22 protein-coding genes, 2 tRNA genes, 1 other RNA gene and 1 pseudogene are annotated in these 21,509 nt (G+C 74.6%); 17 read left to right on the forward strand and 9 right to left on the reverse strand.

Annotated features, from left to right (window positions below; translation table 11 throughout):
- Positions 1–294: 294 nt before the first annotated feature.
- The 3 genes from purD to ffs all read right to left on the reverse strand — a co-directional run bounded on the left by purD (position 295) and on the right by ffs (position 3,961).
- Entirely contained in the window at positions 295–1,548 is a 1,254-nt protein-coding gene (purD, locus tag ACZ462_RS10405; protein WP_467805771.1) for a phosphoribosylamine--glycine ligase, read from the reverse strand.
- A 60-nt stretch (positions 1,549–1,608) separates the two neighbouring features.
- Positions 1,609–3,789 (reverse strand): DNA polymerase III subunit gamma and tau, encoded by a 2,181-nt coding sequence (locus ACZ462_RS10410; protein WP_467805769.1) that lies wholly within the window; start codon positions 3,787–3,789, stop codon positions 1,609–1,611.
- 73 nt (positions 3,790–3,862) lie between these two features.
- An RNA gene (gene ffs, locus ACZ462_RS10415) (signal recognition particle sRNA small type) lies at positions 3,863–3,961 on the reverse strand.
- A gap of 72 nt (positions 3,962–4,033) precedes the next feature.
- Here ffs and ACZ462_RS10420 point away from each other — a divergent pair.
- The 3 genes from ACZ462_RS10420 to ACZ462_RS10430 all read left to right on the forward strand — a co-directional run bounded on the left by ACZ462_RS10420 (position 4,034) and on the right by ACZ462_RS10430 (position 7,941).
- A tRNA-Ser gene (locus ACZ462_RS10420) sits at positions 4,034–4,118 on the forward strand.
- A gap of 312 nt (positions 4,119–4,430) precedes the next feature.
- Complete coding sequence (locus tag ACZ462_RS10425; RefSeq protein WP_467805768.1) at positions 4,431–6,863, forward strand: helicase-associated domain-containing protein; 2,433 nt, start codon at positions 4,431–4,433, stop codon at positions 6,861–6,863.
- A gap of 79 nt (positions 6,864–6,942) precedes the next feature.
- The gene (locus tag ACZ462_RS10430; RefSeq protein ID WP_467805767.1) at positions 6,943–7,941 is read left to right on the forward strand and encodes a phosphorothioated DNA-binding restriction endonuclease; all 999 of its coding nucleotides are present in this window, start codon (positions 6,943–6,945) and stop codon (positions 7,939–7,941) included.
- Positions 7,942–8,020: 79 nt separating this feature from the next.
- Here the strand turns inward: ACZ462_RS10430 and ACZ462_RS10435 are convergent, their stop codons facing one another.
- Together ACZ462_RS10435 and ACZ462_RS10440 are read right to left on the reverse strand one after the other, a co-directional pair.
- Positions 8,021–8,440, reverse strand: a complete 420-nt coding sequence (locus ACZ462_RS10435) for a TOBE domain-containing protein (protein WP_467805766.1) — start codon at positions 8,438–8,440, stop codon at positions 8,021–8,023.
- A gap of 2 nt (positions 8,441–8,442) precedes the next feature.
- Positions 8,443–9,261 (reverse strand): VOC family protein, encoded by an 819-nt coding sequence (locus ACZ462_RS10440; protein WP_467805765.1) that lies wholly within the window; start codon positions 9,259–9,261, stop codon positions 8,443–8,445.
- Positions 9,262–9,362: 101 nt separating this feature from the next.
- Between ACZ462_RS10440 and ACZ462_RS10445 the strand changes: the two genes are divergently transcribed.
- Positions 9,363–9,956, forward strand: a complete 594-nt coding sequence (locus ACZ462_RS10445) for an HhH-GPD-type base excision DNA repair protein (protein ID WP_467805764.1) — start codon at positions 9,363–9,365, stop codon at positions 9,954–9,956.
- Between the two features lie 36 nt (positions 9,957–9,992).
- On the opposite strand, the gene opcA is transcribed toward ACZ462_RS10445, so the two are convergent.
- Together opcA and ACZ462_RS10455 are read right to left on the reverse strand one after the other, a co-directional pair.
- Positions 9,993–10,931, reverse strand: a complete 939-nt coding sequence (opcA, locus tag ACZ462_RS10450; protein WP_467805763.1) for a glucose-6-phosphate dehydrogenase assembly protein OpcA — start codon at positions 10,929–10,931, stop codon at positions 9,993–9,995.
- 535 nt (positions 10,932–11,466) lie between these two features.
- Positions 11,467–11,678 (reverse strand): annotated as a pseudogene (locus ACZ462_RS10455) (helicase HerA-like domain-containing protein); the annotation flags it as partial.
- 127 nt (positions 11,679–11,805) lie between these two features.
- Here ACZ462_RS10455 and ACZ462_RS10460 point away from each other — a divergent pair.
- Both ACZ462_RS10460 and ACZ462_RS10465 read left to right on the forward strand, forming a co-directional pair.
- Positions 11,806–12,102, forward strand: a complete 297-nt coding sequence (locus ACZ462_RS10460) for a type II toxin-antitoxin system VapB family antitoxin (protein WP_114058229.1) — start codon at positions 11,806–11,808, stop codon at positions 12,100–12,102.
- Positions 12,103–12,268: 166 nt separating this feature from the next.
- Positions 12,269–12,913 (forward strand): LytR C-terminal domain-containing protein, encoded by a 645-nt coding sequence (locus ACZ462_RS10465; RefSeq protein ID WP_467805762.1) that lies wholly within the window; start codon positions 12,269–12,271, stop codon positions 12,911–12,913.
- A gap of 84 nt (positions 12,914–12,997) precedes the next feature.
- Here the strand turns inward: ACZ462_RS10465 and upp are convergent, their stop codons facing one another.
- A complete protein-coding gene (gene upp, locus ACZ462_RS10470) occupies positions 12,998–13,633 on the reverse strand; it encodes a uracil phosphoribosyltransferase (protein WP_114058231.1) in 636 nt (211 codons plus the stop codon).
- Between the two features lie 171 nt (positions 13,634–13,804).
- Here upp and ACZ462_RS10475 point away from each other — a divergent pair, with 171 nt between their 5' ends.
- The 10 genes from ACZ462_RS10475 to ACZ462_RS10520 all read left to right on the forward strand — a co-directional run bounded on the left by ACZ462_RS10475 (position 13,805) and on the right by ACZ462_RS10520 (position 20,595).
- Positions 13,805–14,749, forward strand: a complete 945-nt coding sequence (locus ACZ462_RS10475) for a universal stress protein (protein WP_467805761.1) — start codon at positions 13,805–13,807, stop codon at positions 14,747–14,749.
- A 111-nt stretch (positions 14,750–14,860) separates the two neighbouring features.
- Positions 14,861–15,055 carry a hypothetical protein gene (locus ACZ462_RS10480; RefSeq protein WP_114058232.1) on the forward strand — a complete coding sequence of 65 codons (195 nt, stop codon included), beginning with the start codon at positions 14,861–14,863 and terminating at the stop codon, positions 15,053–15,055.
- Positions 15,056–15,442: 387 nt separating this feature from the next.
- Positions 15,443–15,988 (forward strand): tRNA adenosine deaminase-associated protein, encoded by a 546-nt coding sequence (locus tag ACZ462_RS10485; RefSeq protein WP_467805820.1) that lies wholly within the window; start codon positions 15,443–15,445, stop codon positions 15,986–15,988.
- An 80-nt stretch (positions 15,989–16,068) separates the two neighbouring features.
- Entirely contained in the window at positions 16,069–16,497 is a 429-nt protein-coding gene (gene tadA / locus ACZ462_RS10490; protein ID WP_467805818.1) for a tRNA adenosine(34) deaminase TadA, read from the forward strand.
- A gap of 69 nt (positions 16,498–16,566) precedes the next feature.
- Positions 16,567–16,651, forward strand: a tRNA-Ser gene (locus ACZ462_RS10495).
- 183 nt (positions 16,652–16,834) lie between these two features.
- A complete protein-coding gene (locus tag ACZ462_RS10500; RefSeq protein WP_467805760.1) occupies positions 16,835–17,110 on the forward strand; it encodes a hypothetical protein in 276 nt (91 codons plus the stop codon).
- Between the two features lie 258 nt (positions 17,111–17,368).
- Entirely contained in the window at positions 17,369–17,530 is a 162-nt protein-coding gene (locus ACZ462_RS10505) for a hypothetical protein (RefSeq protein ID WP_185902808.1), read from the forward strand.
- 227 nt (positions 17,531–17,757) lie between these two features.
- Positions 17,758–18,609 (forward strand): RNA polymerase sigma factor SigF, encoded by an 852-nt coding sequence (locus ACZ462_RS10510; RefSeq protein WP_467805759.1) that lies wholly within the window; start codon positions 17,758–17,760, stop codon positions 18,607–18,609.
- A gap of 220 nt (positions 18,610–18,829) precedes the next feature.
- Complete coding sequence (locus ACZ462_RS10515; protein WP_467805758.1) at positions 18,830–19,678, forward strand: RNA polymerase sigma factor SigF; 849 nt, start codon at positions 18,830–18,832, stop codon at positions 19,676–19,678.
- 122 nt (positions 19,679–19,800) lie between these two features.
- The gene (locus tag ACZ462_RS10520) at positions 19,801–20,595 is read left to right on the forward strand and encodes a hypothetical protein (protein WP_467805757.1); all 795 of its coding nucleotides are present in this window, start codon (positions 19,801–19,803) and stop codon (positions 20,593–20,595) included.
- A gap of 39 nt (positions 20,596–20,634) precedes the next feature.
- On the opposite strand, the gene ACZ462_RS10525 is transcribed toward ACZ462_RS10520, so the two are convergent.
- Positions 20,635–20,868 carry a hypothetical protein gene (locus ACZ462_RS10525; protein WP_467805756.1) on the reverse strand — a complete coding sequence of 78 codons (234 nt, stop codon included), beginning with the start codon at positions 20,866–20,868 and terminating at the stop codon, positions 20,635–20,637.
- A 123-nt stretch (positions 20,869–20,991) separates the two neighbouring features.
- On the opposite strand from ACZ462_RS10525, the gene ACZ462_RS10530 reads away from it, so the two are divergent.
- Positions 20,992–21,447, forward strand: coding sequence for a MarR family winged helix-turn-helix transcriptional regulator (locus ACZ462_RS10530; RefSeq protein ID WP_467805755.1), 456 nt, complete (start codon positions 20,992–20,994; stop codon positions 21,445–21,447).
- Positions 21,448–21,509 lie beyond the last annotated feature (62 nt).

Raw genomic sequence — 21,509 nt, forward strand, 5'->3', positions numbered from 1 at the left:
CTGTGACACCCGCCACTGACATCGCAATGCCGGTGGGCCAAGTGCCGGAATGCTTGCGCCGCACCCTAGTTGGGGAGCGGCCGGCAGTCAGCCGGACAGTATGACGATCACCCGATGGAATGGCTTTGGGTAAAGCTGCTGCGTTCGAACGCGGCCGGAGGCACTCGCACACGCACACGCGCGCGGGCCGGTGCGCGCCGACCAGCCCTTGACCGTCAAGGGCTGCTGCGCACACGCGCGCGGGCCCGGTGCGCGCCGTCTCGCGCACCGGGCCCGCGTCGCGGATCGGGCTGCTCAGCTACCCGCGGCCGCCTTGGCGGCGATGTCCGTACGGTGCTGGGAGCCGTCCAGCCGGATCCGCGCGACGGCCCGGTACGCCTTCTCGCGGGCCTCCGCGAGGTCGGCGCCGGTGGCGGTCACCGACAGGACGCGGCCCCCCGCGCTGACGACGGCGTCGCCCTCGCGGCGGGTCCCCGCGTGCAGCACGTACGCGTCGGGGCCGTCCTCGGCGGCGACCTCGTCCAGGCCCTCGATCCGGTCGCCGGTGCGCGGCGTACCGGGGTAGTTGTGCGAGGCGATGACCACCGTGACGGCGGCGTCGTCGCGCCACGACAGCGGCGGCTCCGCGTCCAGGGTGCCGTTGGCGGCGTTCAGCAGCACGCCCGCCAGCGGGGTCTTCAGCCGGGCCAGGACGACCTGGGTCTCGGGGTCGCCGAAGCGGGCGTTGAACTCGATGACGCGGACGCCGCGCGAGGTGATCGCAAGGCCGGCGTACAGCAGCCCGGAGAAGGGCGTGCCGCGGCGGCGCAGCTCGTCGACGGTCGGCTGGAGCACCGTCGCCATGACCTCGTCGACCAGCTTGGGGTCGGCCCACGGCAGCGGCGAGTAGGCGCCCATGCCGCCGGTGTTGGGGCCCTGGTCGCCGTCGAGCGCGCGCTTGAAGTCCTGCGCGGGGCGCAGCGGGACCACGGTGACGCCGTCGGTGATGGCGAAGAGGGAGACCTCGGGGCCGTCGAGGTACTCCTCGATGACGACGCGGTCGCAGGCCAGCGCGTGGGCGCGGGCGGCCTCCAGGTCGTCGGTGACGACGACGCCCTTGCCTGCCGCGAGGCCGTCGTCCTTGACGACGTAGGGGGCGCCGAAGGCGTCGAGCGCCTCGTCGACCTCCTCGGGCGTGGTGCAGACGTAGCTGCGCGCCGTCGGGACGCCGGCCGCGGCCATGACGTCCTTCGCGAACGCCTTGGACCCCTCCAGCTGCGCCGCCTCGCGGGACGGCCCGAAGACGGGGATGCCGGCGGCGCGGACGGCGTCGGCGACGCCGGCGACGAGGGGCGCTTCGGGGCCGATGACGACCAGGCCGGCGCCGAGCTCGGCGGCGAGGCCGGCCACGGCGGCGCCGTCGAGGGCGTCGACCGGGCGCAGCTCCGCCACCTCGGCGATGCCGGCGTTGCCGGGTGCGCAGTACAGCGCGTCGACGGCGGGGTCGAGGGACAGGGAGCGGCACAGGGCGTGTTCGCGGGCGCCGCTGCCGATGACGAGGACCTTCACGCCATGCAGCCTAGCCCGCTCGCGCGCCGGCCCTTTGTGCGGCCACCCGAAAACGGGCCCCTACTCGTTCGTGTATTCCTCCACAACGGTCGCTCCGAGCTCCCGCACGATGAGGTCGTGGCCGGTCAGCGCGCTCTCGACGAGGTCGGGGTCGTCCTCCTCCGGTACGTCGTCCTCGGGCGCGACCGGCGGCGGCGCCTGCCGTACGGGCGCCTGCGGCGCGGCCGCGGCCTGCGGGGGCTGCTGCCGGGGCGGGCCGGCGGACTGCGGGGCGGCCGCCGGGGCCGCGGGGGCGGAGGGCGGGGCGGCCGCCGGAGCCGCCGGGGGCGGGCTGTAGGCGGGAGCCGGGGCCCCGTATGCCGGGGCGCCGTACGCGGACGGCTGCGGGGCGGGCTGGCCGCCGCCGACGACGGCGTCGATCTTCCAGTTGACCTGGAACTGCTCGGCCAGGACGGCCTTGAGCACGTCCTCGCTGCCACTGCTCGCGAAGTTGTCGCGGGCTCCGGCGTTCGGGAAGCCGAGCTGGAGGGTGGTTCCGTCGAAGCCGGTGACCTGGGCGTTCTGGCTGAGCAGGATCCAGGTGAAGCGGCGGCGGTTCTTGACGGCCTCCAGGATGCCGGGCCACATCGCCTGGACCTGCCCGGCGCCCGCCGCCATGCCCGGGGAGGGCTGCGCGGCCGGAGCCGCCGCGGCGGCCGGGGCGGGAGCGGGAGCGGGAGCGGGAGGGGCCTCCGGTGCCGGGGCGGCCGAGGCCGGGGCGGGGGCGCCCTGCCCGGGCGCGGCCGCGGTGGGCCAGGCGCCCCGCACCCCGGAGCCGGGCTTTGCTGCCCCCGGCCACGCGCCGGGCGCCGCCGGAGCCTCCGCGGCCGGCGCGGCGGGCTGGGCGGCCGGCGGTGCGGGCGGGGCCGCCACCGGCACCATGGCGTGCGCCTCGGGACCCGGCGAGTACCCCATGGCGGGCTGCGGCGCCGCAGGCTGCACGACCGGCGGCGCGGCCACGGCCGCGGTCGGGGCCACGGCCGCGGTCGGGGGCACGGGCGCGGCGGGGGGCGTCCCGAGCGCGGCGGCCCCCGCCATGAGGGCACCGCCCCGCTCCAGCCGCTCCAGGCGGGCCTGGAAGGACCGCTCGTCGTCGAACGCGGCGGGCAGCAGCACGCGCGCACAGATCAGCTCCAGCTGGAGCCGCGGCGAGGTGGCGCCCCGCATCTCGGTCAGACCGGTGTTCACCAGGTCGGCGGCGCGGCTGAGCTCGGCCGCCCCGAAGACGGAGGCCTGCGCCTGCATCCGCTCCAGCACGTCGGCGGGGGCGTCGATCAGCCCCTTCTCCGCCGCATCGGGCACGGCGGCCAGGATCACGAGGTCCCGCAGCCGCTCCAGCAGGTCCGCGACGAACCGGCGCGGGTCGTTCCCGCCCTCGACGACCCGGTCGACGACCTCGAACGCGGCGGCCCCGTCCCCCGCGGCGAACGCGTCCACGACGGAGTCCAGCAGCGACCCGTCGGTGTAGCCGAGCAGGGACGTCGCCATGGCGTACGTCACCCCCTCGTCGGCGGCGCCCGCGAGCAGCTGGTCCATGACGGACATCGAGTCGCGCACGGAGCCCGCGCCGGCCCGCACCACGAGCGGCAGCACGCCGTCCTCGACCTTGGCGCCCTCCCGGCCGCACACCTCGCCCAGGTAGTCGCGCAGCGTCCCGGGCGGCACCAGCCGGAACGGGTAGTGGTGCGTCCGCGACCGGATGGTCCCGATGACCTTCTCGGGCTCGGTGGTCGCGAAGATGAACTTCAGGTGCTCCGGCGGCTCCTCGACCACCTTCAGGAGGGCGTTGAAGCCCGCCGAGGTGACCATGTGGGCCTCGTCGATGATGTAGATCTTGTAGCGGCTGGACGCCGGCCCGAAGAACGCCTTCTCCCGCAGGTCGCGGGCGTCGTCGACACCGCCGTGCGAGGCGGCGTCGATCTCGATCACGTCGATCGACCCCGGGCCGTTGCGCGCGAGGTCCCGGCAGGACTGGCACTCCCCGCAGGGATCGGGAGTGGGACCCTGCTCACAGTTCAGGCACCGGGCCAGGATGCGCGCGCTGGTGGTCTTGCCACAGCCGCGGGGCCCGCTGAACAGGTACGCGTGGTTGACCCGGTTGTTCCGCAAAGCCTGCATCAGCGGAGCGGTGACATGCTCCTGGCCGATGACCTCGGCGAACGACTCGGGGCGGTAGCGGCGGTACAGCGCAAGGGACGACACGTCTACGAGGTTATCCGGGCCCGCCGACAAACCGCCCCGCCGCACATCCGGCGCCCGCCCGCCCGGCCCCGGGAACGCAAACGCCCCCCACGCACCCGCCAGAGCCCACTTACCCTTGCTGCCTTCCGGCCCTGGGGGAGTTGGGTGAGATAGCGCCACGTGAGGGGCTGCCCCCACCCTAGCGGATGGAGGCCCCGGGTATCGAGTTCGCTAGCACCCCTCATCGTCTTGTATTGTTCGTCGCGGAGGATTCGCCTAGAGGCCTAGGGCGCACGCTTGGAAAGCGTGTTGGGGGCAACCCCTCACGAGTTCGAATCTCGTATCCTCCGCAGCCGCCTGAACAGGCGAGACGAAGGGCCCCGCTGATCATCAGCGGGGCCCTTCGCCGTTGTCCTCAGTCGCCGTTGTCCTGGTTGTTGTCCACTGCGGGGGTTCCCGAGGGCCCCAGAGGGCATCCGCGATCTTCCGGGCCACGTCCTTCACCGCGGCGTCCGGCACGTGCAGGCAAGCCGCTGCTCTTCCTGTACACCCTCGAAAGCAGTCCCGTCTGTACGGCCTCCGGGGATCACAGAGGTGCGAGATCCTTGGATTCCGCGGCGACACCCCCGCGGCCATGGTCCTGATCACACGAGGTGCCCCGTATGGAGTCCCGATCGACGCTGGCGACGTGGCTGGGCGGTCTCGACGCCTGCCGTCTGGCACGCGTGCTCGAGGCGCGGAGCGACACGGCGTCCCCTCCGGAGCCGCGTTCGGTGGGGGAGCTTGCCGACCGCCTGCAGCGCCCGGGGTCGGTGGTGCTTTCCCTGCGACGGCTCGCGCTGCCGCATCTCCAGGTCGCCGAGGCGCTGGCCGCGCTGCGCGGGCGCGCCTCGGGCGATGCCCTGGCCGAACTGCTGGGGGCGGCCGACGACGGTACCGCCCGCGAGCTGGAGGCCGTACTGGAGGCTCTGGCCGATCATGCTCTGGTCTGGCCGGACGGCGCGGGGAGGCTCCGCATGGCCGGACCGCTGCGGCAGGCGTGGGACGCGCCCCTGGGTCTGGATGCCCCTCTGGAGGAGCTGCTCGCCGGTGCGACCTCCGACGAGCTGCGCCAGATGTTGTCGGCATTGGGCGTCAGGCCGCCGGGCAGCAAGGCACAGCGTCTGGCCGCGCTGGTGGAGCACCACAGCGACCCGGAGCGGATCCTCTCCGTGGCCGCCAAGGCCCCTGCGGCGACCCGGAAGCTGCTCGAAGACCGGGCGGGAGCCGAGCCGGCGAGGCCCGCACCGTTCATCGTGTTCGGGAGTCCGGGCCCCGATCCCGAACCGGGCGCTCGGTGGGCGCTGGACCGGGGGCTCCTGGTCCGGGACCGTCACTCCTACGGCCCGGCCCGCATGCCCACCGAGGTGGCGCTCGCGCTGCGCGGGCACGGCTGGCACGCTCCGTTCCAGCCCGTTCCGCCTCCCGTGGGACGGGTATCCGTCACCGCGAGGGAGGTCGACGCCGAGGCGTCAGCCGCCGCCTCGGCGTTCGCCGCCGGCGCCGCCTCGGTCCTGTCGGTCTGCTCGGCGACCCCGCCGGCCCGGCTCAAGTCCGGCGGGGTCGGGGCGCGCGAACTGGCTCGGATCGGCAAGGCGGCCCAGGCAGGCGACGCCGTCGTACGCCTCACCCTGGAGACCGCGTATGCCGCCGGGCTGCTGGCCCGGGACGGCGATCACGTGTCCGCCGCCGAGGCTTACGACACCTGGGCGGAGCAGGAGCCGGCAGACCGGTTCGCCGTGCTGCTCCGGGCATGGCGCGACCTGCCGCTCACCCCCACCCGGGCGCGCGACGAGGACGGCAAGGCACTCCCGGCGCTGGCCGGCGCTCCGCCGTGCAGCGGCTGTACGCAGGCCCGCGACGGGCTGCTGGCCGCGGCCTCGTCCCTCCCGGCCGGACAGGGCGCGCGGGTCGCGTCGGACCTGGGGCCGCTGGTCGCCTGGCACCGGCCCCTGGCCGACTCGGCGCCGGACGAGCCCCCGTTCGCCACCGTGATCCGCGAGGCCGAGCTCCTGGGCGTGCTCGCACGCGGCGCCCTGTCCGCCATCGGCATCCACCTGGTGACCGGCGACACCGAGCTCCTGGACAGCGAATGCCGCCGGCTGCTGCCCTCGGCCGCCTCGACGGCCCGGATCGGGGCCGACCTCACCGCTGTCGTCACCGGCACACCGTCCGCGCGGCTGGCCGCGTTCCTGGACTCCGTCGCGGACCGGGAAGCCAGCGGTACGGCGTCGGTGTGGCGGTTCAGCGCCGGCAGCGTCCGCCGGGCGCTCGACGCCGGCCGAGGCTGCGAGGACATCACAGCCGACTTGGCCGCCATCGCGGCCGGACCGCTGCCGCAGCCTCTCTCGTACCTGATCGCCGACACGGCGCGCGGCCACGGGCGCGTGCGCGTCGCCCCCGCGGTCTGCGTCCTCCACGGCGACGAGCCGGCGCTCCTCGCCGAACTCGCCGCCCACCGCAAGCTGGCCAAGCTCGGGCTGCGGCAACTGGCACCGACGGTGCTGATCAGCCACAGCCCGCTCGACGCGACCCTCGCCGCGCTCCGGGCCGAGGGATACGCCCCCGTCGCCGAGACGGCCGAGGGCACCGTACGCATCGAGAAGGTCCGGGCACGGCGGGCCGCCCCTGCCGTTCCGGCTCCGCGCGGCCCCCGGGAGAGGAGCGGCCGGCCCGCTGCCGCGAGCACGGCGGAGCGATCCGCACCCCTCGGCCCGAGGACGTTGGCGACCCGGCTGCTGGCCTCCCCGGTCATGGATGCGGAACCGGCGCCGTACACCGGAGGAGCGCCCTTCGCCACGGACACCGAGGAGATCGTCGCGGGGTGGGCCAAGCGCCTGCCGTACAGCGACGTCCGCCAGCTCGCCCACGCCATCGACACAGGCCAGGCCATCGCCGTCGAGTACGTCGCCGCCTCGGGCAACCGGACCGTACGCACCCTCAGCCGCCTGGACCTCGATCCGCCCTTCCTCGAAGCCTGGTGCCACCTCCGGGACGACGAGCGTGTTTTCACGCTCTCCCGCATCCGCAGCGTCATGAGCGCCGTATCCGGATAACGAGCGCCGATACCGTTGCTCGCGCGTCCGCCCTCGCCGAGGAGTTCCTCGTCAGTGGCGCGCACTACGATCGCCGATCGTGGACTGGCTCGAGCGGACCGCGACGTTGCGGCAGTGGACGAAGGGCGGGGCGCGCGCTCCGCACAAGCCGCTCCTCCTGCTGTACGCCCTCGGCCGGTTCCAGGAGGACGCCGACGGCGAGCTGGTCTACAGCGCGGTGGAAGAGGACCTGAAGCGGCTGCTGGCCGAGTACGGGCCGCCCCGCAGGACGACACCCGCGTACCCCTTCCACCATCTGACCAGCGACGGCGTGTGGGAGGTGCGCACCGACCGCGGGCCGGGCAGTCCCGGGAGCGGAGTGCGGGACCTCCGGGCGGCCCGGGCTGCGGGGCGGCTGGCGCCGGAACTGCGGACGGCACTGCGACGGGAGCCGTCGCTGCTGGGCCGAATGGCGCGCGTCCTGCTCGACCGGCATTTCCCGCCCTCCCTGCACGGCGAACTCTGCGAGGCGATCGGGCTTGAGCTGGAGCCCGCGGAGACCGGACGGGGGCCGTCCGCCCGACGGCAGCGGGACCGGCGGATGCGGGAGCTGGTGCTGACGGCCTACGAGTACCAGTGCGCCTTCTGCGGCTACGACGGCCGGATCGGCGCGGCGCCGGTCGGGCTGGAGGCCGCGCACGTGCGCTGGTGGGCGTTCGGCGGCCCGGACGACGTGGACAACGGCCTGTGCCTGTGCGCACTGCACCACAAGCTCTTCGACAAGGGCGTGCTCGGTCTCGGCGACGGCCACCGCATCCTCGTCTCCCGGCACTTCGTGGGGCGCAGCCCGGCGGCCCGCGAGCACGTCACAGCCCTCGCAGGCCGCCCGCTCATCGGCCCGCAGCCGGGCGTCCGCCCCGTGGCGGCTCACCACCGCTCCTGGCACACCGGCGAGGTCTTCCTCGGCCCTGCGCGCCCGGCGGCGGACATCCCGCGAAGCCGCTGTGGCGGGGGTGCGCGCCACGGCGCACTCCGGCCGGGTGGTGATCCCGGTGGCCACGCCGGTGTCCGCTACGGCGATGCGGCGGGCAGCGAGTGATCCGCCGGCTCGGCGAGTGCGCGGCCTCCGGTGGCCGCCTTGCCGACCTGCGGGATGGCGGGCGCGCGGCGCGTGCCGGTCAGACCGTTGCCAGGGCCACGTCCGTGGACCTGATCAGCGCGACCACGTGCGAGCCGGGGGCGAGGGCGAGCGCCTCGATGTCGTCCCGGGTGACGACGGCGGTCAGTTCGCCGTCGTTGACGACGACGCGCACCGACGCCATGGCGCCGCCCCCGGTGATGCCGGCGACCGTGCCGGAGATCTGGTTCCGGATGCTGATCCCCTCGACGGCGCCCGACGCCAGCGCCACGTCGGTGGCCTTGACCAGGGCGGTCACCGCCGCGCCGGGGCTCAGGTCGAGTTCCCGGGCGGCGTCGCTCGTGATGGCCGCGACGATGTCCGCGCCGCCCTCCAGCCTGACCCCGACGGTCGTCATGGCATCGCCGCCGGCCACCGCCGTCACCCGGCCGACGAGGCGGTTCCGGATGCTGAGGTGCACGGCTAGACGTCCGTCATGCCGGGCATGTCGCCCTGGGTGGTCGAGGTGTCGATGACCGCGAACGCCGCGCCCTGCTGGTCCGCCAGCGCCGCGAACCGGCCGAACGGGCTGTCCATCGGCCCGAAGTGCAGGGTGCCGCCGAGCTTCTTCGCCTTGGCCACGGCCTCGTCGCAGTCCGGCACCGCGAAGTACACCTGCACCCACGGCGGGACCTCCGGCGGGAAGTCCGCGCCCATCGCCATCCGGCCGAGCACCGGGTTCTGCGGTCCGCCCGCGCTGAAGACCCGGAAGTCCATTCCGGCCTCCTCGGGGCTGCCGTCGGGCTGCATCTGCTGGGCGCCGTACGGGAAGACCTGCGGGAAGAAGGCGTCCGCCCGCTCCGGGTCGCGGGTGAAGACCTCGGCCCACGTGTAGGAGCCCGGCTCGCCCATCTTCTCGAAGCCCCGGTGCTCGCCCTGCTGCCAGACGCCGAAGACCGCGCCGCTCGGCTCCTTCGCGATGAGCATGGTGCCGTACGTGCCGACCTGCATCGGGCCCATCATCACCTCGCCGCCCGCCGACCTGATCTTCTCCGCGGTGGCCGCCGCGTCGGGCGACGCGAAGTACAGGCACCACTGCGACGGGGCATCGGTGCCCGGCATCGGCGGGACGACGGCGGCGACCGCCTTGCCGTCCGAGTACGCCTGCGTGTAGTTGCCGTACTCGCTCGCCGCCTCGCCGAAGGTCCAGCCCAGCACCTCCCCGTAGAAGGCCTTCGCCGCCTCGACGTCCTTGAACATCGCGTCCGCCCAGCAGGGCGCGCCCTCCGAGAACTCCGCCATGGTCGATCGACTCCTGTGTCGTGGGCTCCGTCCGGTGTTCCACGCTAGGCGCGCGGTGCGCCGCCCGCGCGCGGAGCGCGGCCGCGCGAGAGGCTGGAGCCATGGACATCACCCTGCGGCTGGCGCAGCACCCGGAGGCGGACGAGCTGCTCGGGCGCAGCCCGCTCGCCGCGCTCGTCGGGATGCTGCTGGACCAGCAGGTGCCGATGGAGTGGGCGTTCGCCGGGCCGTACACGATCGCGCGGCGGCTCGGCGCGGACGATCTCGACGCGCGTGCCATCGCCGCCCGCGACCCGGAGGAGTTCGCCGCTCTGCTGGCGCGCAAGCCGGCCGTCCACCGCTATCCGGGGTCGATGGCGAAGCGGGTGCAGCAGCTGTGCGCGTATCTCGTCGAGCACTACGACGGGGACGCGGCGGCGCTGTGGGACGGGGTCGGGACCGGGGCGGAGCTGCTGGACCGGCTGAAGGCGCTGCCGGGCTTCGGCGAGCAGAAGGCGCAGATCTTCCTGGCGCTGCTGGGCAAGCAGCTCGGCGTACGGCCGGAGGGCTGGCGGGAGGCGGCCGGCGGATACGGGGAGGCGGACGTGTACCGCTCGGCGGCGGACATCACCGGGCCGGAGTCGCTGGCCCGGGTGCGGGCGCACAAGCAGGAGCTGAAGGCCGCGGCGAAGGCCGCCAAGGCGCGCGGCGGCTGAGCCGGCCGCGGCCCGGGCGGCCCGGCCGGCCTGCCGCTACGCGGGAGCCCCGGCCCCGGCCGGAGCAGGGCGGCGGCGCAGGGCGGCGGCGTAGACCTCGTCCGCGTGCAGCCGCCGCAGCTCCTCGGACAACAGCTCGGCCGTGCTGCGGATCTTCAGGGCGGCGGTGCGGTCGGGGCTGTCCGGCAGGCTCAGCGTGGCGAGCACCCCGTCGGGCCGGTCCACGCGGATGTCGCCCTCGGGGGTCGCCAGCCGGACCCCGGTGATGACCGGTCCGCCGGTGGCGATCCGCTCGACCGCCACGCCCAGCCGGTCCTCCAGCCACCGTGCGAGCAGCTCCGCGCTCGGATTGCCGGCCTCGCTCTCGACTGCCGCGCCGGTCACCGGCAGCAGCTTCTGGTCCAGCGCCGCCGCGAGCAGCGCCCGCCAGGGGGTGAGCCGGGTCCAGGCGAGGTCGGTGTCCCCCGGGGTGTACGCGGCCCCCTGCCCGGCCAGGGCGGCCAGCGGGTCGGCGGCCGCCTCGGCGTCGGTGATCCGGCGCTGCGCCAGCGCGCCCAGCGGGTCGCGGGCCGGGTGGGCGGGCGCGTCGGCGGGCCACCAGGCGACGACCGGGGCGTCGGGGACGAGGAGCGGCAGCACCACGGACCCGGCCTGCTCGGTGAGCGCGCCGTGCAGCCGCAGTACGACGACCTCGCCGGTCCCGGCGTCCGAGCCGACCCGCAGTTCGGCGTCCAACCGGGTCTGGCGGAGCCGGTTCGGGCCGCGCGAGGTGCGCTTGACCACCGCGATGATGCGGCAGGGGTGCTCCCGGGAGGCCTCCGTGGCCGCGCGGATCGCGTCGTAGGCGTTCTCCTCGTCGGTGGCGATGACGAGGGTCAGGACCAGGCCCGTGGCGGGGCTGCCGATGGCCCGCCGGGCTTCGAGCAGGGCCCGGTCGACCTTGCTGGACGTGGTGTCGGTGAGTTCGGTCCGCATGGGTCGAGTCTGGCAGCGGGGGCGGCCGGTGCGTCACCCGGCGGGACCGCCATCCGTCACCTGCGGCGCCGGGCCGTCCCGGAGAGAATGCGGGAGATCTCCCGGCCCGGCTGGGTGCCGGCCGACCGGGCGAGCGAGCGGAACACCCCGCTCCCCATCACCTGCTGCACCGGCGAGGGCGCCTCGGCGGGCCGGCGCCCGGTCCCGGCGGGGCGGCGCCTCCGCCCGCGCGCCCGGCCCGTTCCGCCTCCGCCCGTTCCGCTTCTCCCCGTTCCGCTTCCGCCTCCGCCGCCGCCTCCGCGCAACGGGCGTACAGCGGCGAGGCGTGCACCGCCGCCCCGTCGAGCGCCTCCGTCCCGACCGGCGCCGTCAGCGGCTGCGGGGCCCCGCAGCCGGGTCGCCGCGGGCGGGGTCGGGACGCCCTCTCGTCGGGCACGGTGACGACGGCCTCGCCGGCCCGAGACCCGTCAGGAGTTCCTCCAGGTCGTACTCCGAACGGGGGTGGGTCTTCTCCGCCGCCTTGAGCGCCCTGGCAGGCGAGGAACACCGGGAAGCCGTTGGCGGACAGCTGCTCGGCGATGAGCTGGAGGGTCTTCGCCCTGCCGGTCCCGGTCGCGCCGGCGATCAGGCCGTGGCGGCCGAGCACGGCGAGCGGGACGCGGACGCGCCGGTCCGGCAGGCAGGCCCCGTCCCACAGCAGAGGCCCGGTTCCGGCGCCGGACCGGTGAAGGCGTACCCGGCGGCGATCCGGTCGGCCGGCGCTTCCGGGACGGCGCTCTCGCTTCATACGGCCCTCCGTATTGACCCTGTACGCCACTTTTGCGCCGAAGGCATGAGGCTGCGCCCGCAGGCGCGGGCCCGGTAGGCTTTCCGTGTGATCTTCAAGCGCATCGGAAACGGGCGGCCGTACCCCGACCACGGCAGGGAAACCACCCGGCAGTGGGCGGATGTCGCCCCGCGCCCGGTCCGGCTCGACCAGTTGGTGACGACCAAGGGGCAGCTGGACCTCGAGACGCTGCTCGCCGAGGACTCGACCTTCTACGGGGACCTCTTCGCCCACGTCGTGAAGTGGCAGGGCGACCTGTACCTGGAGGACGGCCTGCACCGCGCGGTCCGGGCGGCCCTGCAGCAGCGCCAGGTCCTGCACGCGCGCGTCCTCGAAATGGACTGACCGCGGGGCGCGAAGCCGCGCCGAGCGGGCCCGTGCGACAGCCGCGGGGGCCCGTCCCGCCCCCTCCCGCCTCCCGCTTGTGGCGAATTGCGCCTTTCGGGTCGGTCTTGCCCTATCAGCAGATCATCCGGTGGGCAACCACTCCGCCCGGTATTACGCTGCGCCCATGAGCATGCTCACTCCCCCCGGCATGGGCGGAAAGTACCGCGTCACGGGAGCGGCCTACCCCCGCCTGAGCCGGCGCCCGCGCCGCCGCCGGATCGTGTTCGCCGTGTTCGGCGCGGTCCTCGGGATCGCCCTGATCGGTTACGGATGCCTGCAGCTCATCCAGGTATTCCGCGGCGCCGGCGGCGGACAGCGCGCCGCCGCCGGCGGCAAGTGCCCCGACAAGGGCAGCGGGGCGGCCTCCGCCGCCCCGGCCAGCGCCCCCGCGGTGGTCCTGCCGCAGCCCGCCGACATCACCGTCAACGTCTACAACGCCACCCCGCGCGCGGGCCTGGCGAAGGCCGTCGGGGACGAGCTGAAGGCGCGCGGGTTCACGGTCGGCCAGGTCGGCAACGCCCCCGCCGACTTCGACAAGAAGGTCCCCGGGACGGGGATACTGCTCGGCTCGCCCAAGACCGACAAGGCGGCCTACTCGGTGCTCGGCACGCAGCTCGCGGGGGACACCCTGCAGAGCGACGCCCGCGAGGGCGCCGACATCGACCTGATCCTCGGCGACGCGTTCACGGAGCTGAGCCCGAAGGCGACCGCGGACCAGGAGCTGGCGCTGCTGGCCCACCCCGAGCCGGCGGCCGCACCGGCCTGCTGACCCCGCGGCGGGCCGGGAGGCCGGCAGCCCGGACGTGGGCAGGAGAAGGCCCCGGCGCCGCACGGCACCGGGGCCTGTGAACTGCTACTCGGCCGAGCCGTACATGCGGTCGCCCGCGTCGCCCAGGCCCGGGACGATGTAGCCGTGCTCGTTGAGCCGCTCGTCCACCGCGGCCGTCACGACCGTCACCGGCGTACCCGCGAGCTCGCGCTCCATGACCTCGACGCCCTCCGGCGCGGCCAGCAGCACCACGGCCGTGACGTCGTCCGCGCCGCGCTTGATCAGCTCCTGGATGGCCGCGACCAGCGTGCCGCCCGTCGCCAGCATGGGGTCGACGACGTACACCTGGCGCCCGGAGAGGTCCTCCGGCATGCGGGTCGCGTACGTGGAGGCCTCCAGGGTCTCCTCGTTGCGGACCATGCCCAGGAAGCCCACCTCGGCCGTCGGCAGCAGCCGCACCATGCCGTCGAGCATGCCGAGGCCGGCGCGCAGGATCGGCACGACCAGCGGGCGCGGGTGCGACAGCTTCACGCCGGTGGTCGGGGCGACCGGCGTCTCGATGTCGGACTGCTCGGTGCGGACGTCGCGGGTGGCCTCGTAGGCGAGGAGCGTCACCAGCTCGTCGGCGAGCCGGCGGAAGGTGGGGGAGTCGGTGCGCTTGTCGCGCAGGGTGGTCAGTTTGTGCGCCACCAGCGGGTGATCGACGACCTGCAAACGCACAGCATCCTCCAAGGCTCAAGAGTCGGGTCTCGACCTGCGACCAGAAAAAACGGCCGCACGTTTTCGCGACCCACACCCAAAAGGCTACGCGGTGTGCGCACCCCCGTGCGCCCCGGCGCCCGCCCGGGCCCTCCGGATGCGGCCCGGGCGGGCGCCCAGCACCCTGGTCAGGTGACCAATGAACCGGTGATCGCGGCCGTCGACGGATCGGAGCACAGCCTGCGCGCCCTCGACTGGGCGTGCGCCGCGGCCGTGCGGCACGGCACCGGACTCGTCGTCGCCCACGTGCTGCCCGACAGCGCGCAGCTGTACGTCGCCCGCCGCTCCTCCCTCGCCGATCCGGGCGCCCCCGCCCAATGGCAGGACCCGGTCGCGGAGCGGATCCGCACCCTGCTCGCCGAGGCCCCCGGCGCCCCGCAGGACGTCCGCTACGAGTCCCTGACCGGCTCCGTCCCGGAGGCGCTGCGCGTGATCGGCGCCGGCGCCCGGATGCTGGTGATGGGCTCCCGCGGGCGCGGCGGCTTCGCCGCCCTGCTGCTCGGCTCGAACAGCAGGGCCGTCTCCGGCACGGCGCCCTGTCCGGTCGTCGTCGTCCCGCACGAGGCCCGCGACGCCGCCGCCGGTGAGGCGGCGGGCCCCTCCGCCGGGCGGGTGGTGCTCGGGCTGCACGTCACGGAGACCCCGGACGACGTCATCGCCTTCGCCTTCGCCGAGGCGGCCGCACGGGGCACCGGCCTCCAGGTCCTCTCCGCGTACGCCGCCGCGCCGTCACCCGTGGTGGTGGCCGACACCCCCTTCGCTGTGCTCACCCCGGAGGGGCTCACGGACGGCTCCGACGCCGCCCCCGCCGAACGGGAGACGCTGCGCGCCCAGAGCCGGCGGCTGGCGCCGCACCGGGAGCACGCGCCGGACACCGCCGTCGCCCAGGCAGCCGTCCCCGGGGACGCGGCGGGCGGCCTCGTCGAGGCCTCGCGGTCCGCGGCGCTCGTGGTGGTGGGCCGCCACCACCCGAGGCACAGCGTCCGGGGCCTCGCGGTCGGCTCCGTCGCGCACGCCGTACTGCACCACGCGCACGGCCCGGTGGCCGTCGTCCCGGCCCTCTCGGACGACGTCTGACCTGCACGGGGGTGGCGTCAAGAGGGCCGGCGGGGGGAAGGTGGGTGCGGAGGGGTTTCCTCCGTACCGGCGGAGGAGAAAGACCTGACCAGCCGGGGTGGGTGGTGGCCGATGCCCGACACGCAGCCGAGCCGTGACAGCGGCGAGGACGACGCGCCCGAAACGGCGGCGCAGCGCCGAGCGCGCCGCGCGCAGTTCCTGCGCGACCTGATGGAAGCGCGCGCCCTGCGCGACCGCGTCCAACCCCGGCGGGCCCGCGCCGCGCGCATGCGCCAACAGATGCGGATGCGCACATTCCGCTGGTGACGCGCACGCGCCGCCGGTGACGCCTGCGGCGGGAGGGACCCCTGTGGCGCCCGTGACCACCAGGCGGAATACGCCGCGCCCGCAGGCCAGGGCAGGGCCGCGCGCACGGGCGACCGCCGGTCGGCCGTACGCCGCGCACCCCCGCCCGGCGTCGGCCGGACCGCCCGCGGCCCCGCGGCGCCGCGGCCGACGGGGCGCCCCGCGCCCGCCGCGGTGGGCGGCACGGCACGACGCAAGCGCGGAAGACCTCTCGCAAAGCCGCTGTTTCTGCCACGATGCCGATTGGGCGGGGCACGAAACGGCGAGCAGCACGGCCGTTCCAACCCTCCCCACCTCCGGCCGGGGGGACCTCCAACCGGCACGCCTATGACCAGTGGGAGAGTCACGGTGTACTTCGCCGCACTGCTCGCGCGCACCGAAGACGGGTGGGAAGCGAGCGACATGGAACTCGACGGCGTCGAGTCCCTCAGTGATCTGATCGATCTCGCCCGTGCCGCCGCTGTCGACGACGACACGGTGGTCGCCCTCATCGAGCAGGAGGACGCCTGGTTCGGCGTCGTCCGCGTGGACGGCGAGGAGGACCCGCGGTACTTCGTCTCGAACGCCGCCGCGGCCTCCCGCAGCTCCTACGGCTCGATGCTGACCGACGAGCTGCTGGGCAGCGACGAGGAGGACGACGAACTCGACGAACTGGACCTGGACGGCACCGAGGACGGCGAGGAGGAGCCGATCACCGCGTACGGCGGGGCGGACGACGGGGACGACGGTGCCGGTTCCGTCGCCGAGCCCGTACCGGCCGGCCCGCTCGGCGACCCCCGCCTGCTCGACGACCTCGGGGTGACCCACAAGCAGCTGATGACCCTCGACGGGGACGCCCTCTCGGAGATCGCCGAGTCCCTCGGCGCCACCGAGGTGCTGGAGGCAGTCCGCTAGTGATCACCGAGCACCATCCCGCGCACCCCTCCGGGTCCGGCCCCGCCCCCGATCCCGTACGGGACCCGTGGCGGGACCCCATGCGCCTGGCGCTGCGGGAGGCCGCACGGGCGGTGCCGGCCGGCGACGTGCCGGTCGGCGCCGTCGTGCTCGGCCCGGACGGGGAGCTGCTCGCCGCCGGGCACAACGAGCGGGAGGCCGCCGGCGACCCGACGGCGCACGCCGAGGTGCTGGCGCTGCGCCGGGCGGCCGCCCGGCTCGGGGAGTGGCGGCTTCCGGGGTGCACCCTGGTCGTCACCCTGGAGCCGTGCGTGATGTGCGCGGGCGCGCTCGTCCAGGCGCGGGTGGCCCGGGTCGTGTACGGCGCGGCGGACGAGAAGGCGGGCGCCGCCGGCTCCCTGTGGGACCTCGTACGGGACCGCCGGCTCAACCACCGCCCGGAAGTGGTCCGCGGCGTGCTCGCCGAGGAGTGCGCGCGGCAGCTGACGGACTTCTTCCGGGAGCTGTGAGCCCCTCCGGCGGGACCGTCCGGGAAGCGGATTTCGGAACTGGGCCGACCTTGGGCTAGGATCTCTCTCGGTAGCGTGTCCGAGTGGCCGAAGGAGCTCGCCTCGAAAGCGAGTATGGGGCAACCCATCGGGGGTTCAAATCCCTCCGCTACCGCTCCGATCGAGAGCCTCGTCCCGCAAGGGCCGGGGCTCTCGGCGGTTTCCGGGGTGGCACGGCCCCGTACCGGCGGCGAAACTCCGCGGATCCGCGCCCCGGGCCCGTACTCCGCACCGGTGAGCGCGGGACGCCCGCGGCGCCCGCCGCGTGACCGTGCCGCCCGCCGGGCGTTGTCACGGCATGACCAAGACCCAGCGCATGCTCGCCGCCATCGCCCTCGCGGGGGCGGCCGCGGGACTCGCCGCGCCCGCCGCCTCCGCCGCGACCCCGGCGCTCCTCACCCTTCCGGACCTGCCGCGTCCCGCGGGGATGCCGGAGGGGGCCGCACCGGGCTCCGTCCAGGAGATCGGCGGGCAGCTCAACGAGCTGAACCAGCTGGCGGAGCTCCCGAACCACCTGGAGCCGGTCGTCGCGCCCGCCGCCCCGGTCCTGGGGCTGCTCGGCGCGATCCAGTAGCGCACGGCGGGGCCGCGGGCCGGGACGCAGTCAGGGGAGGCGCGGTCCCGGCCCGCGGCGGCCCCACCGGGCAGGAGCCGCCGGCTCCTGCCGCAGCCGGCGGACCCGCCTCCATCCTGCGGGGCCGCGCCCGGAGTGCGGTGCGGCAAAGGGCCCGCGGGGCGGGGCCATTGGTCCCGAAGAGCAGGCCGGCGCGCCGGGCCGACCCGATAGACTCACCCGACCTGGCAGGACCGGTTGGGGAGGCCGACACCGCTCATGGAGACCAAGAAGATGATCACGGGAGGGCTTGTCGTCTTCGCGCTCTTCGTGATCATCACCCAGCCGGTCAAGGCCGCCGACATAGTGAAGATCGGCTTCCAGGGCATCTCGGACGCCGCCCACGGCATCGGCGCGTTCATGACCGAACTGGTGACCTGAAACCCGTAAGCCGAGGCGGCCCCAAGCCGAATGGCCCCCCACTCCTACGGGTGGGGGTTTTTGTGTTCCCCGCCCTCGTGGCAACTTCTCCAAGAACGCCCCATTATGCCCAACTTGCCCTCAACACGGCGATATACGGTGCTTGCATACAGTGCACATGTGTTGTGATGCTATGACCGCTTTTGACAGATGAGTCGATGTGGTTGACCTGAAGGGGTGGCGTGACCGTGCCGGCCAGTACTGCGCCTCAGGTGCCACCCCAGCAGGACCCCCAGCACGGCCAGGAGCAGGCCCCGGCGCCCGCCAGGCCGCAGAGCCGGGGCGCGGACACCCGGGCGCTCACCCAGGTCCTCTTCGGGCAGCTGAAGGGCCTTCAGCCCGGCAGCCGCGAGCACGAGCGGGTCCGCGGCGCCCTCATCGAGGCGAACCTGCCGCTGGTGCGGTACGCGGCCGCCCGCTTCCGCAGCCGCAACGAACCGATGGAGGACGTGGTGCAGGTCGGCACCATCGGCCTGATCAACGCGATCGACAGGTTCGACCCGGACCGCGGGGTGCAGTTCCCGACCTTCGCCATGCCGACCGTCGTGGGCGAGATCAAACGATACTTCCGCGACAACGTCCGCACCGTGCACGTGCCGCGCAGGCTCCACGAGCTGTGGGTCCAGGTGAACGCCGCCACCGAGGACCTCACCACCCTCCACGGCCGCACCCCCACCACCCCCGAGATCGCGGAGCGGCTGCGGATCAGCGAGGACGAGGTGCTCTCCTGCATCGAGGCCGGGCGCAGCTACCACGCCACCTCGCTGGAGGCCGCCCAGGAGGGCGACGGCCTGCCGGGCCTGCTCGACCGGCTCGGGTACGAGGACCCCGAGCTGGCCGGCGTCGAGCACCGCGACCTCGTCCGGCACCTGCTCGTCCAGCTGCCCGAGCGCGAGCAGCGGATCCTCCTGCTGCGGTACTACAGCAACCTGACGCAGTCGCAGATCAGCGCGGAGCTCGGGGTCTCCCAGATGCACGTGTCCCGGCTGCTCGCCCGGAGCTTCGCTCGACTCCGATCCGCAAACAGGATCGAGGCATAACCGGATCGGGTGATACCGGCCGCGCGATTTCCCGACAGAACCGGCGCAATCCGCTCTATCGCTGGAGATATATGTCGACTTGGCGCTACAGCGCGTTGCCGACATGTGACATTCTGCTGGAACCGCGTTTGCCGCAGCCCCGGCTCCGGTATTCAGGTTGAGGCTGCGTTCCTCCGACGGGCGCGCCGTACGCGACCGTCCGCGACCTCAAGGGGGTGGCATGTCCGAAGACCAGGGCAGCTCCAAGGTGCTCACGCTCGTCAAGAGCGATGCGCCGACTGCACCCGCGGTGACCGACCGCTCGGAAGCCATCGACACCCGCACCCTCTCCCGCTCCCTCTTCCAGCGACTCGCCGCCCTGGACCCGGACAGCCCCGAACGGGCCTACGTGCGCGACACCCTGATCGAGCTGAACCTCCCGCTCGTGCGGTACGCCGCCGCCCGCTTCCGCAGCCGCAACGAGCCGATGGAGGACATCGTCCAGGTCGGCACGATCGGCCTGATCAAGGCGATCGACCGGTTCGACTGCGAGCGGGGCGTGGAGTTCCCGACGTTCGCGATGCCGACCGTCGTGGGCGAGATCAAACGATTCTTTAGGGACACCTCCTGGTCGGTCCGGGTCCCCCGGCGCCTCCAGGAGCTGCGCCTGGCCCTGACCAAGGCGAGCGACGAGCTCGCGCAGCGGCTCGACCGCTCCCCGACCGTGCCCGAACTCGCCGCAGTGCTCGGGGTGTCCGAGGAGGACGTCGTCGACGGACTGGCCGTCGGCAACGCGTACACCGCCTCCTCGCTCGACTCGCCCTCCCCGGAGGACGAGGGCGGCGACGGCTCGCTCGCCGACCGGCTCGGCTACGAGGACACCGCGCTCGAAGGGGTCGAGTACCGCGAGTCCCTCAAGCCGCTGCTGGCCAAACTCCCGCCCCGCGAGCGGCAGATCATCATGCTCCGCTTCTTCGCCAACATGACGCAGTCGCAGATCGGCGAAGAGGTCGGCATCTCCCAGATGCACGTCTCGCGGCTGCTGACGCGCACGCTCGCGCAGCTCCGTGTCGGACTGATCGGGGACTGATCGGGGACTGGCGCTTCTCGCGCGTGCGGCCGCCGGATCCTGGCTCCTGCCGGATCCGGCGGCCGCACGTGTGTGCGCCGGCGGGGTTTACATGTGAGGGGACGTCAGCCACACTGCGGCGCGTGCCCGACGGATGCCCTGGTCCCGGCCCCGGCCCCACCCGCACTCCCGGCCCCGCACCCGGAGGGCGGGCCGCGGCGCTGCTCGCGCTGTTCGCGGCAGCGGCCTGCCTGGCCGGCTGCGCCGGCACCCCGTCCGGAGGCTACGCAGCCGCCGGGGCAGCGGCTCCCGGCCCGGAGCGGCGCGCCGGCGACAACGTCGCCCCGCGGGGGCCGGTCGAGTTCCGCCAGCTCGAAGATCCGCCCCTCGGAGACGGGCCCGCGCCACCGGCCCGTACGGCAGCCGGGGCTCCGGGCGCCCGGAGCCCGGGCGGGCCCGGGGCGGGCGCACCCGGCGGGAGCGGCGGACAGGCCGTGCCGCCCGGCACTCCCGGCGGCCAGGACCCGCCCGCCCCCGCGCCCTCCGGCACGGCGCCCGGGAGCCCCCCGGGCGCCACGCCCGCCCCGGCGCCGGGCACCACGCCGCCTCCTGAGCCGCCGCCCGCGCCCGGGCCGGCGTACGTCACCGTGGGCAGCCCGGTCCGCGCGCCGGCGGCGGACCGCTGGTGCGAGCAGGTGACCGTCCGCATCGCCAACACGGGCGGTACGGAGGTCCGTTCGGGGACGGTCACCTTCGAGACGCACGTCATCGGCGCCCTCGGGATCGACTGGGCCACCGTCAGGACCAGCCGGCCCCTGCCCGCCCCGCTGGCCGCGGGCACGGCGCGGACGCAGACGCACACGGTCTGCCTGGACGCCTGGCGGGTCCCGCTCGGCATGCACGTGGAGACCCGGCGGGCCGCCGCCGCCTGGAGCTGAGCCGCCCGGCCGGCACCCGGTGCGGGTGTCGGCGTACGGTCAGCGCAGGACGATCCAGAGCGCCGCGGCGAGGACCGCGGCGAACCCGGCGGCGAGCGCGGCGAGGTTCCCCCCGCCCCTGGACGGGCGCTCCGCGCCGCGCCGGCCTCCGGCGCCGGGAGTGCCGGGGGCCTTGGGGTCGCGGGCGCCCTCCTCGACGAACGCGCGGAACATCTGGGTACTGGCCGCCGGGTCCTGCGGGGCGTCGGCCGGAGATTCCTGGTGCGAAGACATGGCGGGGACCCTAGCGGCTTTTGGGATTCCTTTACCGCCGGAACCCCCCAATTCATTTGCCTGTAGCAACCAAGCGCTTCTATGGTTGCCTGAAGCAACGACAAACGGAGGAGGAGCGGCCAGGTGCCGACGCAGACCGCCCCGGCGGACCGCTACGAGGAACTGGCCCGGCAGCTCGGGAGCATCGGCGCGGTCAAACGGGACCTCGCCCGCCTTCTCCCGCCGGACTGCCCCCCGGCCTGCGCAGCCGTCCTGACGATCCTCGACCGCCACGGCGAGATGCGGCTCAGCCGCCTCACCGAGCTCATGGGCATCGACATCTCCGTGACCAGCCGCCACGTCACCCACGTCGCCGACCGCGGCTGGATCACCCGGGACGCCGACCCGGGGGACGGCCGCTGCCGCATCCTGCGGCTCACCCCCGCCGGTTCGGCCCTCCTCGCCGAGGTCGCCGCCCGGTACACCGGCGCACTGGCCGGAGCCCTGGACGACTGGTCCGCCCACGACGTCGACGCCCTGTGCTCGCTGCTGGCCCGGCTCCGGACGAGCGTCCGAACGGGCTTCCGGCAGAGCCCCTAGACGAAGGAACCCCCCATGACCACCACCACACCCGCCCGGGTGAAGGGAGGCGGCCCGTCGCA

This window comes from Streptomyces sp. NPDC031121 (assembly GCF_055570615.1).